The organism is Pseudomonas sp. TNT2022 ID1044, assembly GCF_028656895.1.
Taxonomy (GTDB): domain Bacteria; phylum Pseudomonadota; class Gammaproteobacteria; order Pseudomonadales; family Pseudomonadaceae; genus Aquipseudomonas; species Aquipseudomonas reinekei.
The window spans coordinates 167,977-184,241 of record NZ_JAMDHB010000022.1; the positions used below are offsets into that span (position 1 = coordinate 167,977).

Below are 16,265 nucleotides of genomic sequence, written 5' to 3' on the forward strand. Positions count from 1 at the left end.
AACGCGAAATCCGAAGCCGGCTCTTTCACGGTGAGACGCGTACGAGCTAGCGATCAGGCCGGCCGGTAGGCCGCCTCGCGGTGCTGTGGCGGTACTCGCCCCCTCGAGAGGCCGAGTGGAGGTTCTGCGCAGTGGGCAACCCGGCATGGATGCCGGGTTAGCCGCCCCCGGCCATGGATGGCCGATGGCGGCGGGCCCACGGAGCAGGGCCGGAACGAGGGTATGCCGAGCCACAGCGAGGCACCGAACGAAAGGGGCAAGAGCGCTTTGGTTACTTTCGCGCTTTTCGAAAGTGACCCGCTGTAAGAGCGGAACCCTAGGTAGCCGTTACCGCAGCAACAGATAGGTACCCAATCAAAAAAGCTCAAAGCCTGAAATGCCCCACCATCCCCTTCAACTCAACCCCCAACTGCGCCAGCTCAATACTCGACGCCGCATTCCCCTGCATCGCCAACGAAGACTGATCAGCACTGGCACGAATACTCGTGACACTGCGGTTGATCTCCTCCGCCACCGAACTCTGCTCCTCGGCTGCCGCCGCAATCTGCTGGTTCATCTGCTGAATCAACGAAACCGCCGCCGCAATACTCCCCAGCGCGCTCTCGGTTTGCAGCGCATCACTGACCGCCAGCTTCACCAGTTCGCCACTGTTCTGAATCTGCTGCACAGAGGACTGCGCCGCTGCGCGCAAGGCGCTGACCAGACGTTCGATTTCCTCGGTCGATTGCTGCGTCCGCTTGGCCAGGGCGCGCACTTCGTCGGCGACCACCGCGAAGCCCCTGCCCTGCTCGCCGGCGCGTGCGGCTTCAATGGCCGCATTGAGCGCCAGCAGGTTAGTCTGCTCAGCCACACTCTTGATCACACCGAGCACCGTGCCGATGTTCTGGATTTCCGCACTCAGACTTTCGATGCTTGAACTGGCCGAATGGGCGGAGTCGGCCAACTGCTCAATCCGCGCCATGCTTTGACGCACCACGTGCTGGCCGCTCTCAACCTTGCCGTCTGCCGTTTGCGCAGCCTGGGCCGCTTCTTCCGCATTACGCGCGACGTCGTGAACGGTGGCGGTCATCTGGTTCATCGCCGTGGCGACTTGCTCGGTTTCTTCCTTCTGACTGCTGACTTCAAGATTGGTCTGCTCAGTCACGGCTGACAGCGATTGAGCCGACGTTGCCAATTGCTCGATGCCTGCCTGCAAACCGCTGACGATCTGGCTCAGACCCGCGCCCATTTGCTGCATGGCCTGCATCAATTGGCCAATCTCGTCCCGACGGGTGACTTCGACAGTCCCGCTCAAATCCCCCGCAGCGATCTGCTGCGCCACACGGATGACACTGCGCAGTGGCCCCACGATCAACCGGGTAATCACCCAGGCGGCGATCAACCCCACCAACAACGCCAGGGCCGAGGAACCAATGATCAGCAGCGAATTCTTGTTCAGCTCTGTCTGCATCGATTGGTCTTCGGCGACATACGCCTGGTCCACCCGCTCCACCACTTGGCCGGCGCGTTGATGCAGTTGCTGGTAAACGGTTTTTTCCTGCTCCAGCAAACCGGTGTACTCGGCGAGCTTGTCGTTGAAGCTGGCGATATGTCCAATCACTTCATTGAGAACCGTTTGATACCCCTCATCCTTGACCGTGGTTTTCAATGCTTCGGCTTGGGTCAATGCCTGACTGGCCTGCTCGATCTTGCCCTGTCCTGCGCTGTCGTCACCCTTGCGGCTCTGGTCCAGGCGCACGCGCGCTTCATTCATGGCTTGCAGCATCAGGCGCGAAACCTGGCTGACCTGATTGGCTTGCTCGATGAACTGCGCACCGTCCTTGCCCTCCGAATCCTTCAGGGTATAGGCGCCGTCATCGGCGAGCCCCGCCTGCAACACGTCGAGATTATTGGCAACGCTGGACACCGACCAACTGGCCATTTCCAATGCCAGGTCCTTGGACTGACTGAGCGAGACAAACTCGTCAAACGCCTTGCGATACGCAGCAAGGGATTGCTCGACATCAGTCATCACCGGCCCATTCGCTGCAGACTCAGCCTTGAGCTGATTCGCCAGCGCAATCAGGCCGTCCACCCCTTCACGCAGGGCGTCGGCGGTCTTCGGGTTTCCATGCAAGGCGTACTCCTGCTCCAGCAGCCGCACTTTGAGCAAACCGCTGTTGAGCGAAGACATCTGTTTGAGTCCGTCGAAGCGCTGACTGATGGTTTGCAGGGACCATACGCCGATGGCCGCCACCACGGCGGTCAACAGCAGCACGAGCACAAACCCGACACCCAGTTTTTTTGCCATACCGAGGTTGGCAAAACGTCCTTGCACGGCCGAAATCATTGCGCGTAGTCCCCTGCCATAGTCTATGGACGCAGATTCGCAACGGGCCTCTATCAACACAAGTCTCTGGCATCGGAATAATGGCAAAAAGCTACGCCCACGTCGTTTTCAGAACGTTTGAGGTCGATTCGGAGCGGTGGCCTGAAAAAATGCCCTGGCTCGCGGATCGCAGGCACAAGCCACATTGATACGCTGCCAATCAGTGGCCTCGCCAATGGGGCTGAAGGTTGTCGCGCAAGACAACACGACACCGTGATGTTGCGCCCGGGCATGCACCTGCGCACAGTCCATCCATCGTGAACGCGCCCAGATGAACAGGCCGGCAGTGGGCTTGCCGAAAACCTCCCACTCGGCATCTTCCAGCAACTGCAAAGCCGCCTGTCTGTCAGTGTTCAAACGCTGCCTCTGACGCTTCAGCAACTTGCGATAGGCGCCATTAGCCAGCAGGCAGGCCAGCACCGACTCACAAAATCGTGATGCGCCCAGGCTGCTGATCATCTTGACTTCAGCCAACCGCGCAATCACGTCGGCACTGGCCACCACAAAGCCGACGCGCAAGGAACTGCTGAGGGTTTTCGAGTAGCTGCCGACGTAGATCACACGGTCATCCAAGGCAGCGAGACGCGTACCAGCGCCGCTGTGCAGATCGGCGTAGACATCATCCTCAATCAGCAGCACGCCGTGTTTTCTTGTCAGTTGCAGCACCCGTTGCGCCACCACCGGCACCAGGCTGCCGCCCGTAGGGTTGTGATGAAAGCTGTTGATGAACAGCCCTTGCGGGCGGTGCTCCAGCAGCAGTTGTTCCAGAACGGCGACGTCTGGCCCATGGGGAGTTCGTGGCACCTCGAGCATGCTGATTGCGTGCAACCTCAGCAGGTCGAACAACATGGGATAGCCCGGGCTCTCGACCACCACGCAATCCCCCGGCTTGAAGAGCGTCCGCACGATCAGGTCCAACCCTTGACTGGCGCCTGCGGTGGTCATGACTCGATTGTCTTCTACGTTGATGGCCAGCGGTTTCAGGCGCTTGAGGATTTGCTCGCGCAGGGCGGGCAACCCCAAGGGCGTGCTGTAGTTGAACAGGCCGGCCATGTCGGTGCGGCTGACCTGACGGATCGCGTAACTCAAATCGTCCGACTCGCGCCAACTTTCGGGCAGCCCACCGCAGCCCAGTTGCAATTCAGACGAAGGTCCCGGCTGTGTGCCTTGAAACCACAAGTCATCCTGGCGATCCCGGGCATCGGGCGTTGGAGCCGCCACGACGAAAACGGCGCCCTGTCGAGATTCCAGCACACCTTGCACCACCAGGCGCTCACAAGCCTCGACGACACAGGACTGACTGAGCAGGTTGATTCGCGCGATCTGTCGCACTGGAGGCAAACGCGCTCCCGGCGCCAACTCGTTGCAATGCAGCCAACAGAGCAGTGCATCGACGATTTGCTGTACGACCGGCACCAATGCCTGTCGATCTATTCTCAATTCCATGAGCAAGAAAACTCCTGTGGGTTCTGCCGGAAACAGTTAATCACAGGAGCGTTCGACGGGATGTGCGACAACACCGCCAAAACCGGCGGTTTTAACCATTTGAAACACACTGCCGGGACATTCAAGGCAAGCGGAAACTGTAGGCGCGCGCCTGGAGGTCCGGGGTTTCCAGGGGGCTCTTTCTAGAACGCGGTGACCCCACCGTCCACAGCCAACGAATGCCCCGTGGTGAACGCAGCGCCATCGCTGCACAAGTACAGCACCGCGCTGGCGATTTCCTCAACCTTGCCGATGCGGCCCACCGGGTGCATGGCGTTGGCGAACTCGCCTTTCTTCGGGTCGGCTTCGTAAGCGCGGCGGAACATGTCGGTGTCGATCACCGCCGGGCATACCGCATTGACGCGGATTTTTTTCTTGGCGTATTCGATGGCAGCGGACTTGGTCAAGCCGATCACTGCGTGCTTGGAGGCAGCGTAGATGCTCATCTTTGGCGCGGCGCCGAGGCCAGCCACCGAAGCGGTGTTAACGATTGCGCCGCCGCCCTGGGCCAGCAGCAACGGCAACTGATACTTCATGCACAGCCACACGCCTTTGACGTTGACGCCCATGATCGCGTCGAACTCGTCGACAGTGCCTTCGGCCAATTTGCCCTTTTCAATCTCGATGCCGGCGTTATTGAAGGCATAGTCGAGACGGCCGTAGGTGTTGACCACTTCATCCATCAGATTTTTTACTTCGCTTTCTACGGTGACGTTGCACCGCACGAACGTCGCTTCGCCGCCCGCCGTGCGAATCAGCGCCACCGTCCCCTCGCCACCCGCCGTGTCCATGTCGGCGACTACCACCTTCAAGCCTTCGGCGGCGAACGCCTGGGCAGTCGCACGGCCGATACCATTGGCGGCGCCCGTCACTACGGCTACCTGGCCGGAAAACGTCATGCTCATTGTTATGTCCTCGAAGAGAAGTTTGCGGGAGGGTCGCGTTTTCCCAGTCTAGCCACAGCGGCCCCCGCCGAGGCAGCACTATCAGGTGGCCGGTTGGCTGCCCATGAGTGGCAGTGATGGAACTGCCGTACCAACTATCACTGCACTGGATAAACCTGCATTCGCCGCATCAGCCAAACTTGCGGCATCGCTCGTGAAGGGCTATCAACAAGGCTTCATTCATCTTGAGTGCCTGTCATGAGCTCCCAGACCAATCGCCAGTTCCTGCTCGCCAAACGCCCGGTGGGCGCAGCCACCCGCGAAAACTTCACCTATCAGCAAATACCGGTCGGCGAGCCGGCGGCAGGTCAGATCCTGGTCAAGAACGAATACCTGTCCCTGGACCCGGCCATGCGCGGCTGGATGAACGAAGGCAAATCTTACATTCCGCCAGTGGGGCTTGGTGAAGTGATGCGCGCCCTGGGCGTCGGCCAGGTCGTTGCTTCGAACAATCCGCAGTTCGCCGTCGGGGACTACGTCAATGGCGCCTTGGGCGTGCAGGATTATTTCCTCGGGGAGCCACGAGGTTTCTATAAGGTCGATCCGAAACTGGCGCCGCTACCGCGTTATTTGTCCGCGTTGGGCATGACCGGCATGACCGCGTATTTCGCCTTGCTCGATGTCGGCGCACCGAAGGCCGGTGACACGGTGGTGCTGTCGGGTGCGGCGGGCGCGGTGGGCAGCATTGCCGGGCAAATCGCCAAGATCAAAGGTTGTCGTGTGGTCGGTATCGCCGGCGGCGCGGACAAGTGCAAGTTCCTGATCGATGAACTGGGCTTCGACGGAGCGATCGACTACAAGAGCGAAGACGTGATTGCCGGCCTCAAGCGCGAATGCCCGAAAGGCGTCGACGTGTATTTCGACAACGTCGGCGGTGACATTCTCGACGCGGTACTGAGCCGTCTGAACATGAAGGCGCGCGTGGTGATCTGCGGCGCCATCAGCCAGTACAACAACAAGGACGCGGTCAAGGGCCCGGCCAACTACCTGTCGTTGCTGGTCAACCGCGCGCGCATGGAAGGTTTCGTGGTGATGGACTACGCCACGCAGTTCGCCAGTGCCGCGCAGGAAATGGCCGGCTGGATGGCCAAGGGGCAGCTCAAGAGCAAGGAAGACATCGTGGAAGGACTGGAAACGTTTCCGGAGACGCTGATGAAATTGTTCAGCGGGGAGAATTTCGGCAAGTTGGTGTTGAAGGTTTAACCCCAACCTGCAGGAGCCGGCTTGCCGGCTCCTGCAGATCGATATTCAGGCGAGTTCGGCTACCACAGCGGCCAACGCCTTCGCTGGGTCGGCTGCCTGGCTGATCGGACGGCCGATCACCAGGTAGTCGGAACCGGCGTCCAGTGCCTGGCGCGGGGTCAGGATGCGGCGCTGGTCGTCCTGGGCGCTGCCCGCCGGACGAATCCCCGGGGTCACCAGTTGCAGCGACGGGTGCGCCGACTTCAGGGCCTGGGCTTCCAGGGCCGAGCACACCAGACCGTCCATCCCGGCTTTTTCCGCCAATGCGGCCAGGCGCAGCACTTGCTCTTGCGGTTCGATGTCCAGGCCGATGCCCGCCAGATCCTCACGTTCCATGCTGGTCAACACGGTCACACCGATCAGCAGAGGCTGTGGGCCGCTGCGCTTGTCCAGCACTTCACGGCAGGCCGCCATCATGCGCAAGCCACCGGAACAATGAACGTTGACCATCCACACGCCCATTTCCGCTGCCGCTTTCACCGCCATGGCGGTGGTGTTTGGAATGTCGTGGAACTTGAGGTCCAGGAACACTTCGAAACCCTTGTCACGCAGGGTGCCGACGATTTCCGAGGCGCAACTGGTGAAGAGTTCTTTACCGACTTTGACCCGGCACAGTTTCGGGTCCAACTGATCGGCCAGCTTCAGTGCGGCGTCACGGGTAGGGAAATCCAGGGCGACGATGATAGGAGTCTGGCAGGCGGACATGAGTGGGCTCTCAGGCAAGTCGAAATCGGCGCGCATTGTAGCGGAACCAGCGCCGCTGCGGGACCCGATGATCGGTAAATCGTCGATAGCGCTCAGCCAAGACTAGCCTCTGCCGCAATTGTGTCGAGTTCGGTACACATCCGACATGCCCGCAACACCCTTGTCCGCTACCCTCGCCAACCGCAATACGTCCTTACAACAGCACTTCCCGCCCCCGGGCCGGACGCCTATGCTGAAACCACAACCTCGCAGCCCATCTTTGTGGTTGGCAGCCTACCTGGCAGATGAACGCACGCATGCACAACACCCAAACTCCCGTGAACGACGATCAAAAAGCGCCCAGCGACGACAAACGCTGGAACATTCGCGCCCTGATCGTCGACGATGACGTCCCGATCCGCGAACTGATGATCGACTACCTGGCCCGGTTCAACATCCACGCCAGCGGCGTCACGGATGGCGCGGCAATGCGCCTGGCATTGCATGCGGAACATTTCGACGTGGTGGTGCTCGACCTGATGCTGCCCGGCGAAGACGGACTGTCACTGTGCCGCTGGCTGCGCGCCGAGTCGGATATCCCGATCCTGATGCTCACGGCCCGTTGCGAACCCACCGACCGGATCATCGGCCTGGAGCTGGGCGCCGACGATTACATGGCCAAGCCGTTCGAACCGCGGGAACTGGTGGCGCGCATCCAGACCATCTTGCGTCGGGTGCGCGACGACCGCAGCGAACAGCGGGCGAACATCCGTTTCGACAACTGGCGCCTGAACAGCGTGTTGCGCCAGTTGATCGCCGCAGACGATTTGGTGGTGCCGCTGTCCAACGCAGAATTCCGCTTGCTCTGGGTATTCATCGAACGTCCGCGCCGGGTCCTGAGCCGCGAGCAACTGCTTGATGCCGCACGCGGGCGCTCGATCGAAGCGTTTGATCGCAGCATTGACCTGCTGGTGTCGCGCTTGCGCCAGAAACTGGGGGACGACCCCAAGGCACCGCAACTGATCAAAACCGTGCGCGGCGAAGGCTACCTGTTCGACGCACGAGACATTGGCTGATGCGCGGGCGCTTCGATACGCTGTTCGGTCGCCTGTTTGGCGTGCTGTTAGTGGCGATTATCCTGGCGCACCTGCTGGCGTTTGCCTGGTTTCACTATTACGGCCCTCCACCACCACCGCCGCCCGCGGAGTTTTCCGAAACGTTTGACGGACAACGTCCGGCACCCGACCCGCGATTCGAGGGTCGACCGCCACGGCCATGGTTCGGTGGGCCAGTGGTGCCGCTGACGTTTCAGCTGATCTCGCTGATCATCGCTGCGTGGTACGGCGCCAAACTGCTGAGCCGACCGATCCAGCGTCTGAGCGACGCCGCCGAGCGCCTGAGCGAAAACCTCGACAGCGAGCCGCTCGATGAATCCGGTCCACGGGAGGCGCGGCAGGCGGCGCACACCTTCAACAAGATGCAGCGCAAGATCATCGAGCAGGTGAAGCAGCGCTCGCGCATGCTCGGCGCAGTGTCCCACGACCTGCGTACGCCACTGTCACGCCTGAAGCTGCGACTGGAACAGATCGACGATGACAAACTGCAGGGCCAGATGCGCCAGGATCTGGACGACATGATCAGCATGCTCGACGCCACCCTCACCTACCTGCACGAACAGCGCACCAGCGAGCAACCGCAGTTGATGGATGTGCAGGCATTGGTTGAATCCCTGTGCGAAAACGCCCAGGACCAGGGCGCCGACGTACAGGCCAATGGTCATTGCGCACCACTGCAAGTACAACCCATGGCGCTGCGTTCCTGCGTCAACAACCTGCTGGACAACGCCCTGCGTTATGCCGGCCAGGCGCTGATGACCCTCGAAGACCATCGCGAGCAGTTGATCATTCGAGTGATCGACCATGGCCCTGGCATCGCGGCGGAGCAACGTGAAGCGGTGTTTGAACCGTTCTTTCGCCTGGAAGGTTCGCGCAATCGCAACTCCGGTGGCGTCGGCCTGGGAATGACCATCGCCCGTGAAGCGGCTGAACGTCTGGGCGGAGAGTTGAAGCTGGAGGAAACGCCGGGTGGCGGGCTGACGGCGGTCATTCGTTTGCCGCGAATCTGACTATCGCGGCGATCCACTGTGGAAGCGAGCCTGCTCGCTCCCACATGGACCGGGGGTAACCCGTAGACTCAGCGCTTGCGCAGAATCACGCTACCGATCGAGTAACCGGCACCGAACGAGCTGAGTACCGCCAGGGAACCGGCCGGCAGATCGTCCTGGTTCTTGTGGAACGAAATGACCGAACCGGCGGAACTGGTGTTGGCGTAGGTGTCGAGAATCACCGGCGCTTCCTGTTCGGTGGCGTCGCGACCGAGCAGTTTCTTGACGATCAGGTGGTTCATGCTGAGGTTGGCCTGGTGCAGCCAGAAGCGCTTCACGTCGCTGACGTTGAGCTGGTTTTCTTCCAGGTGCGCGCCGATCAGTTCGGCCACCATCGGGCACACTTCCTTGAACACCTTGCGACCTTCCTGGACAAACAGTTTGTCCTTGGCACCGATGCCCTCTTCCGCTGCGCGGTTGAGGAAGCCGAAGTTGTTGCGGATGTTGTTGGAGAACTTGGTCAGCAGCTTGGTGCTGACGATGTCGAACTGGTATTCGGACGTCGCCAGGTCGGCGCGTTCGATGATCACGGCAGTGGCCGCGTCGCCGAAGATGAAGTGACTGTCGCGGTCGCGGAAGTTCAAGTGACCGGTGCAAACTTCCGGGTTGACCATCAGGATCGCCCGGGCCTGGCCCAGCTGGATGCTGTTGGCGGCGGCCTGAATGCCGAAGGTCGCCGAAGAGCACGCCACGTTCATGTCGAAACCGAAACCCTGGATGCCCAGCGCTTCCTGCACTTCGATGGCGATGGCCGGGTAGGCGCGTTGCAGGTTGGAGCAAGCGACGATCACGCCGTCGATGTCCGCTGCAGTCTTGCCGGCGCGTTGCAAGGCTTGCCCGGCAGCGCCGATGGCCATCTGGCAGAGCACCGACCATTCGTCGTTGGAGCGCTCCGGCAGGCGTGGCGCCATGCGTTGCGGGTCGAGGATGCCTTCCTTGTCCATGACAAAGCGGCTCTTGATGCCGGATGCTTTTTCGATGAACGCTGCGCTGGACTCGGTCAATGCTTCGATTTCGCCGCGAGCGATGGCATCGGCGTTGTCGGCGTTGAATTGCGCGACATAGGCATTGAAAGACTGCACCAGCTCTTCGTTGGAGATGCTATTGGCCGGGGTGTACAGGCCGGTGCCACTGATGACGACGTTATGCATGGTCGTGTCTCTAATCTGTTCAGGCAGAAAGCATTGGCACCGTCGTACCAATACACAAAGGGTCTATTCCCATCCGGGGGACGCAAACCTGGCATCGCTTTATTCCGATCTGCCCGCAGTGGCGAAGGCTCAAAACCGCGGGGCCGGCGTTTATAGGCGCGAAGTTTGCCATAAACCTTGGGTTTTGGCCCCTATTTGCTGGATAAGACACTACAGCATCCTGTGGGAGCGAGCCTGCTCGCGAAGGGGTCATCACATTCAACACCTGCATTGACTGACACACCGCTTTCGCGAACAGGCTCGCTCCCTCAGGGTATTGTGCAAACCTCAGGTTCAGGGCTCGACCTGGGTCCACTGTTTGTTCAGGCGTTTGTCGGAGATCGGCACCTTGGTCCCTAATTGCTGGGCGAACAGCGAAACCCGGTATTCCTCCAGCCACCAGCGATACAGCTCCAGCTGCGGATCGCGCTTGCCTTCCTGGGCGTGTTTGTTGGCGCGGGTCTGGTATTGCGTCCAAAGGCCTGACAACTCGCCGCTCCAGACCCGGTCCCGTTGCACCTGAGCAGCGATTTTCTCGAAGCGCTGTTCGATCGCCTTGAGATATCGCGGCAACTCCTTGAGCCACTGCATCGGCGTTTCCCGGACGAACCCCGGATACACCAGATGACTGAGCTGCTGCTTGATGTCGTTAAGGGCCACGGCCTGTGCCAGGTCGATCTTGCCCTTGAAGCGTTTTTGCAGGCCATGCCAATGCTTGAGGATTTCCAGCGTCAGCTTCGCCAGCCGCTCGGCGTGCTCGGTCCACGCGCCACGCTTGCGTTCGGCCAACGACGCCAAACCGGCGCCGTCGCGAGGTAACGGGTGTTCACCCTCGAGTATGCAGCTGTCGAGACTGGCCAGCAGAATGTCTTCCACCAGCGCATCGACACGGCCCATGTCGCGGTACAGCAGGCCCAGCTCGGTCAGGCCCGGCAACTTGCCGCGCAGGAATTTCGCCGGTTCGGCCAGTTGCTGCATCAACAGTCGCTGCAGCGCGCGACGATGCTGGAACTCCGCTTCGGCCGGGGTCGAGAAACGCCCTTCCTTGACCGTACCGCCCTCTTCCACCAGCGCCGGATACACCGTCATCGACAGCCCGGCGATCTTCTGTTGGGTCTTCTCGGCGACCGCGGCAAACACCTTCGGCTCCACAGGTTGCTGGCTCTTCGCGGTTTGCGGCACCGCCAACGCGGCCTGACTCGCCTCGGCGAAACGCGCGGTCAGCTCGGCCAGATCACGGCCTTCACCAAGGAACTTGCCTTGGGCATCGACGATTTCCAGATTCATGCGCAGATGGCTTTCCACCTGCTGCGCCGCTTCGCTCCAGGCTTCATCGCTGACCCGGGCGCCGGTCATACGCAGCAACTCGCGGCCCAGTGCCTGGGGCAACGAGCCCTCGGCGAAGGTCATGCGTTGCAACGCGGCTTTGACGAAGTCCGGCACCGGAACGAAGTTCTTGCGCAACGCCTTGGGCAGGTTGCGCACCAGGGCAATGCACTTGGCCTCGATGACACCCGGCACCAGCCACTCCAGGCGCTCCGGCGGCAGCATCGGCAACAGCGGCGCCGGCACGCGCAGGGTCACGCCGTCGCGCGGGTGGTTCGGTTCGAAGTGGTAGCTGAGGGCCAATTCCAGATCGCCGATGTGCAGCGTGTCCGGGTAATGCTGCGCGGTGACTTCGCTGGCTTCGCGGGCCAGCACGTCTTCTTCGCGCATGATCAGCAGCTGCGGGTCTTTCTGGCTGTTGATCCGATACCAGCTGTCGAAGGTCGCGGTCTGATGGATCTCCGCCGGCAGCCGCGCATCGTAGAAGGCGAACAGGGTTTCTTCGTCGGCAAGAATGTCGCGACGTCGGGCCTTGGCTTCCAGTTCGTCGAGCTGTTCCAGCAATTGCTTGTTGGCGGCCAGGCACTTGGCCTTGGACTGAATCTCGCCACGCACCAGCGCTTCACGAATGAACAGCTCGCGGGACACCACCGGGTCGACCGGGCCGTAATGCACCGGCCGGCGACCGACCACGATCAGCCCGAACAGAGTGATCTGCTCGAAGGCAACCACCTGGCCGCGCTTCTTCTCCCAATGCGGTTCGAAGTGGTTTTTCTTGATCAGGTGCCCGGCCAGCGGCTCGATCCAGTCGGCATCGATCTTCGCCACCATCCGCGCGTAGAGCTTGGTGGTTTCCACCAGTTCGGCGGTCATCAGCCATTGTGGGCGCTTCTTGCCGATGCCCGACGACGGGTGAATCCAGAAGCGCCGCTGCCGTGCGCCGAGGTAGTCGCCGTCTTCGGTTTTCTGGCCGATCTGGCTAAGCAAACCCACCAGCACCGCCTTGTGCAGTTTCGGATAGTCCGCAGGCTCTTTGTTGAGGCTCAGCTGCATGTCGCGGCAGATCAGGCTCAACTGGCGATGGGAATCGCGCCACTCGCGTAGACGCAGGTAATTCAGGAAGTTCTTGCGGCACCAGTTTCGCAGCGGGCTGGCCGTCAGCGCCTGGCGCTGCTCTTCGAACCCGCGCCAGAGATTGACCAGCCCGGCGAAGTCCGAGTCGACATCCTTCCATTGTGCGTGGGCCTGATCCGCCGCTTGCTGTCGCTCCGGCGGGCGCTCGCGCGGGTCCTGGATCGACATGGCGCTGGCGACAATCAGCACTTCCTGCAAGCTGCCGAGCTTGGCCGCTTCGAGCAACATGCGGCCCATGCGCGGGTCCACCGGCAGCCGCGCCAATTGCCGACCGAGCGGGGTCAGCTGGCTGTTGCGGTCCACCGCCGAGAGTTCTTGCAGCAGGTTGTAGCCGTCGCTGATCGCCTTGCCATCCGGTGGCTCGATAAACGGGAACGCGGTGACTTCGCCTAGGCGCAAATGCAGCATCTGCAAAATAACGGCTGCAAGGTTGGTCCGCAGAATTTCCGGATCGGTAAATTCCGGGCGCCCGAGGAAATCTTCTTCACTGTAGAGGCGCACGCAGATGCCCGGCTCGACCCGTCCACAACGACCCTTACGCTGGTTGGCACTGGCCTGGGAAATCGCTTCGATGGGCAGGCGCTGGACCTTGGCGCGGTAGCTGTAGCGACTGATGCGCGCGGTGCCGCTGTCGATCACGTAGCGGATACCCGGGACGGTCAGCGAGGTTTCCGCGACGTTGGTCGCCAGCACCACACGGCGGCCAGGGTGCGACTGGAAAATCCGCTGTTGTTCGGCCGGTGACAGCCGCGCATACAACGGCAAAATCTCGGTGTGTTTGAGCTGGGCTTTACGCAGCATGTCCGCAGCGTCGCGAATCTCGCGCTCGCCGGGCAGGAACACCAGCACGTCACCGGGACTGCGGCGTTCGCTGCGCTCGTAAGCGGCGATTTCGTCGAGGGTGGCGAGGATCGCCTGGTCCACGGTCAAGTCATCCTCGACGCGGTTGCCCTCTTCGTCCTGCTCCAGGGTCAGCGGGCGGTACCAGGTGTCCACCGGGAAGGTACGGCCGGACACTTCGACAATCGGCGCATCGTCGAAATGCCTGGAAAATCGCTCCAGGTCGATGGTCGCCGAGGTGATGATGACTTTCAGATCCGGGCGGCGTGGTAGCAGGGTTTTCAGGTAGCCGAGCAGGAAGTCGATGTTGAGGCTGCGCTCGTGGGCTTCGTCGACGATGATCGTGTCGTAGCGTTCCAGGTAGCGGTCGTTCTGGGTTTCCGCCAGCAGGATGCCGTCGGTCATCAGTTTGATCAGGGTGTTGGAATCGCTCTGATCCTCGAACCGCACCTGATAACCGACCAGCGCGCCCAACGGCGTGCCCAATTCTTCTGCGACCCGGGCGGCCACACTGCGTGCGGCGATGCGGCGCGGTTGGGTGTGGCCGATCAGGCCATGTTGGCCACGACCGATTTCCAGGCAGATCTTCGGCAACTGGGTGGTTTTACCCGAACCGGTCTCGCCCGCGATGATCAGCACTTGATGCTTTTCCAGCGCTTTCTTGATTTCGTCGCGCTTGGCGGCAATCGGCAGGCTGTCGTCGTAACGAATCACCGGCAGGCTGGCGCGGCGGGCCAGCACCTGATCACAAGACGCCTGCATGCGCGCCACCCATTGGGCCAGCTTGGCCTCGTCGGGTTTCTTGCGCAGCTCAAGCAACTGCCGCCGCAGCCGGTGGCGGTCGGCGAGCATGGCGTGATCGAGGTTTTTCAGCAGTTTGTCGATGGAGGGCGATTCGTCGGTCATCGGGTACGCAATTCAGTCGTCTAGTGGCGCAAGGTCGGGGATTGTCGCAGATTTGCCATGGATTGGCTGTTTCTCCTGTAGGAGCTGTCGAGTGAAACGAGGCGGCGATCGTTTGATTTCAAGATCAAAAGATCGCAGCCTTCGGCAGCGCCTACACAGTCAGTTTTCGGCGCTTTTGCGTCGATACGGGAACACATCGATCACCTTCCCTGCCCGGATCGCCTCTTGCAGGCTTTTCCAGTAGTCGGCGTTGTACAACTCGCCATGCAGTTGATCGAACAACTTGCGCTGCCCCGAATCGGCAAACAGGAACGGCGGAAACTCTTCAGGGAACACATCCAGTGGCCCGATCGAATACCACGGTTCGGACGCCATTTCGTCTTCCGGTGTACGCGGCTCGGGAATGTGGCGGAAGTTGGCTTCAGTCAGGAAGCAGATTTCGTCGTAGTCATAAAACACCACGCGACCGTGGCGGGTCACGCCGAAGTTCTTCAGCAGCATGTCCCCGGGAAAAATGTTCGCCGCCGCCAGTTGCTTGATCGCCAGGCCGTAATCTTCCAGCGCTTCGTGCACCTGCGCTTCGTTGGCGTTTTCCAGATACAGATTCAGCGGCGTCATGCGGCGCTCGGTCCAGCAGTGGCGGATCAGCACCGTGTCGCCTTCCACCGAGACCGTTGACGGCGCGACTTCCAGCAGCTCTTCCAGACACGCCGGATCGAATTTGCTTAGCGGAAACCGGAAGTCGGCGAACTCCTGGGTATCGGCCATGCGCCCGACACGGTCGACGCTTTTCACCAGGCGATACTTTTCGATCACCGTGGCGCGGTCGACGTTTTTCGACGGCGAGAAACGGTCCTTGATGATTTTGAATACGGTGTTGAACCCCGGCAGCGTGAACACGCTCATGACCATGCCGCGCACACCGGGGGCCATGATGAACTGGTCGTCGGTGTTGGCCAGGTGATTGATCAGCGCCCGGTAGAACTCCGATTTGCCATGCTTGTAGAAACCGATCGAGGTGTACAGCTCGGCGATGTGCTTGCCCGGCAAAATGCGTTTCAGGAAGCCGATGAACTCCGCCGGCACCGGCACATCCACCATGAAATACGAACGGGTGAACGAGAAAATGATCGACACGTCCGCCTCGTCGGTGATCAGCGCGTCGATCTGGATGCCGCGACCCTCCAGGTGCAACAACGGGATCGCCAACGGCCATTGTTCGTCGGCGGTGTAGATGCGCCCCACCAGGTAGGCGCCCTTGTTGCGGTAAAGCACCGAGGAAAACAGTTCGACGCTCAGTTCCGGGTCCTTGCATACCCAGTCCGGCAGGTTCTCGCGCAGTTGTGCTTCGAGGCGCTTGAGGTCGCCGGGCAGGTCGGCGTATTCCTCGCTGAAGCGGTAATCGGCAAAGATGCTCGCGAGCATGCCGGACAATTGCCCCTGCGGTTTATAGGTGCGGGTTTGCGCAGCGCGGGCCCGGCGCAGACTGGGTCGGGTGGTGTGGATGAACATGCAGCCGTCGCTGATCAGGTCATGGCTGAACAAGCCGCAGAAAATCGAGTTGTACCAGGTCTCGGACAGTTCATCGTCGAAGCGCAGGTCGATCAGGCTGATGTAGGCGCTTTTCACCAGTGGCCAGCAGCTGACGTCCAGCGTGTCGGTGTCAAATGCCGCGCGCAAACGGCCCACCGTTTCACTGACTTTTTCTTCATACAGGTTAATCCGCGCGGCCGACGCCGACTGCGCCTCCTGCCACTTGGCCTGTTCGAAGCGGGCACGGGCGCCGTCGGTGATCTGGCGAAAATGCTCGCGGTAATCGTCAAAGCCATCGAGGATCAAACGGGCGATGTCGGCGGCTGGCCATTGCTGCGGCATGGTGAGACCTCTGCGGGAATTCGTGAGCCTTGAGCTTAGCCAGTGAAACGGGTGCAGGAGAAGCGTAATTTTGTGACCGCCGCGTCATCAACGCCTTGAGAGTTACC

General features: G+C 61.0%; 10 protein-coding genes and 1 pseudogene. 3 read left to right on the forward strand and 8 right to left on the reverse strand.

Going from position 1 to position 16,265, the window contains the following annotated elements; translation table 11 throughout:
- Positions 1-364: 364 nt before the first annotated feature.
- From M5G20_RS30365 to M5G20_RS23110, 4 genes and pseudogenes are all read right to left on the reverse strand, one after another.
- Positions 365-1,246, reverse strand: a complete 882-nt coding sequence (locus M5G20_RS30365; protein WP_443218324.1) for a methyl-accepting chemotaxis protein — start codon at positions 1,244-1,246, stop codon at positions 365-367.
- A pseudogene (locus M5G20_RS30370) lies at positions 1,223-2,329 on the reverse strand (HAMP domain-containing protein); the annotation flags it as partial. The gene M5G20_RS30365 and the pseudogene M5G20_RS30370, both read right to left, overlap by 24 nt.
- Positions 2,330-2,437: 108 nt before the next feature.
- Positions 2,438-3,814 carry an aminotransferase-like domain-containing protein gene (locus M5G20_RS23105; RefSeq protein WP_273921046.1) on the reverse strand — a complete coding sequence of 459 codons (1,377 nt, stop codon included), beginning with the start codon at positions 3,812-3,814 and terminating at the stop codon, positions 2,438-2,440.
- A 182-nt stretch (positions 3,815-3,996) separates the two neighbouring features.
- Positions 3,997-4,758 carry an SDR family oxidoreductase gene (locus M5G20_RS23110; RefSeq protein WP_075947444.1) on the reverse strand — a complete coding sequence of 254 codons (762 nt, stop codon included), beginning with the start codon at positions 4,756-4,758 and terminating at the stop codon, positions 3,997-3,999.
- Positions 4,759-4,995: 237 nt separating this feature from the next.
- On the opposite strand from M5G20_RS23110, the gene M5G20_RS23115 reads away from it, so the two are divergent.
- Positions 4,996-6,000 (forward strand): NADP-dependent oxidoreductase, encoded by a 1,005-nt coding sequence (locus M5G20_RS23115; RefSeq protein WP_273921047.1) that lies wholly within the window; start codon positions 4,996-4,998, stop codon positions 5,998-6,000.
- A gap of 45 nt (positions 6,001-6,045) precedes the next feature.
- On the opposite strand, the gene pyrF is transcribed toward M5G20_RS23115, so the two are convergent.
- Positions 6,046-6,744 carry an orotidine-5'-phosphate decarboxylase gene (pyrF, locus tag M5G20_RS23120; RefSeq protein WP_130931720.1) on the reverse strand — a complete coding sequence of 233 codons (699 nt, stop codon included), beginning with the start codon at positions 6,742-6,744 and terminating at the stop codon, positions 6,046-6,048.
- 296 nt (positions 6,745-7,040) lie between these two features.
- Here pyrF and M5G20_RS23125 point away from each other — a divergent pair, with 296 nt between their 5' ends.
- Together M5G20_RS23125 and M5G20_RS23130 are read left to right on the forward strand one after the other, a co-directional pair.
- Positions 7,041-7,799: a response regulator gene (locus M5G20_RS23125; protein WP_273921049.1), complete on the forward strand. Its 759-nt coding sequence runs from the start codon at positions 7,041-7,043 to the stop codon at positions 7,797-7,799.
- Positions 7,799-8,848 (forward strand): sensor histidine kinase, encoded by a 1,050-nt coding sequence (locus tag M5G20_RS23130; RefSeq protein WP_273921050.1) that lies wholly within the window; start codon positions 7,799-7,801, stop codon positions 8,846-8,848. The genes M5G20_RS23125 and M5G20_RS23130 overlap by 1 nt, the downstream gene beginning before the upstream one ends.
- 68 nt (positions 8,849-8,916) lie before the next feature.
- Here M5G20_RS23130 and M5G20_RS23135 read toward each other — a convergent pair whose 3' ends face one another.
- The 3 genes from M5G20_RS23135 to aceK form a co-directional block, all read right to left on the reverse strand.
- A complete protein-coding gene (locus M5G20_RS23135) occupies positions 8,917-10,038 on the reverse strand; it encodes a beta-ketoacyl-ACP synthase III (RefSeq protein WP_273921051.1) in 1,122 nt (373 codons plus the stop codon).
- A 333-nt stretch (positions 10,039-10,371) separates the two neighbouring features.
- On the reverse strand, positions 10,372-14,283 hold the full coding sequence (gene hrpA, locus M5G20_RS23140) for an ATP-dependent RNA helicase HrpA (protein ID WP_273921053.1): 3,912 nt from the start codon (positions 14,281-14,283) through the stop codon (positions 10,372-10,374).
- A 159-nt stretch (positions 14,284-14,442) separates the two neighbouring features.
- Positions 14,443-16,158: a bifunctional isocitrate dehydrogenase kinase/phosphatase gene (gene aceK / locus M5G20_RS23145; RefSeq protein ID WP_273921054.1), complete on the reverse strand. Its 1,716-nt coding sequence runs from the start codon at positions 16,156-16,158 to the stop codon at positions 14,443-14,445.
- Between the last annotated feature and the right edge of the window lie 107 nt (positions 16,159-16,265).

What these genes read in the sequence shown, in the direction of transcription:
- M5G20_RS23135 (WP_273921051.1), bottom strand. Translation starts at nt 10,038, where the DNA reads ATGCATAACGTCGTCATCAGTGGCACCGGCCTGTACACCCCGGCCAAT.
- aceK (WP_273921054.1), bottom strand. Translation starts at nt 16,158, where the DNA reads ATGCCGCAGCAATGGCCAGCCGCCGACATCGCCCGTTTGATCCTCGAT.
- M5G20_RS23125 (WP_273921049.1), top strand. Translation starts at nt 7,041, where the DNA reads ATGCACAACACCCAAACTCCCGTGAACGACGATCAAAAAGCGCCCAGC.
- M5G20_RS23130 (WP_273921050.1), top strand. Translation starts at nt 7,799, where the DNA reads ATGCGCGGGCGCTTCGATACGCTGTTCGGTCGCCTGTTTGGCGTGCTG.
- hrpA (WP_273921053.1), bottom strand. Translation starts at nt 14,283, where the DNA reads ATGACCGACGAATCGCCCTCCATCGACAAACTGCTGAAAAACCTCGAT.
- M5G20_RS30365 (WP_443218324.1), bottom strand. Translation starts at nt 1,246, where the DNA reads ATGCAGGCCATGCAGCAAATGGGCGCGGGTCTGAGCCAGATCGTCAGC.
- M5G20_RS23115 (WP_273921047.1), top strand. Translation starts at nt 4,996, where the DNA reads ATGAGCTCCCAGACCAATCGCCAGTTCCTGCTCGCCAAACGCCCGGTG.
- pyrF (WP_130931720.1), bottom strand. Translation starts at nt 6,744, where the DNA reads ATGTCCGCCTGCCAGACTCCTATCATCGTCGCCCTGGATTTCCCTACC.
- M5G20_RS23110 (WP_075947444.1), bottom strand. Translation starts at nt 4,758, where the DNA reads ATGAGCATGACGTTTTCCGGCCAGGTAGCCGTAGTGACGGGCGCCGCC.
- M5G20_RS23105 (WP_273921046.1), bottom strand. Translation starts at nt 3,814, where the DNA reads ATGGAATTGAGAATAGATCGACAGGCATTGGTGCCGGTCGTACAGCAA.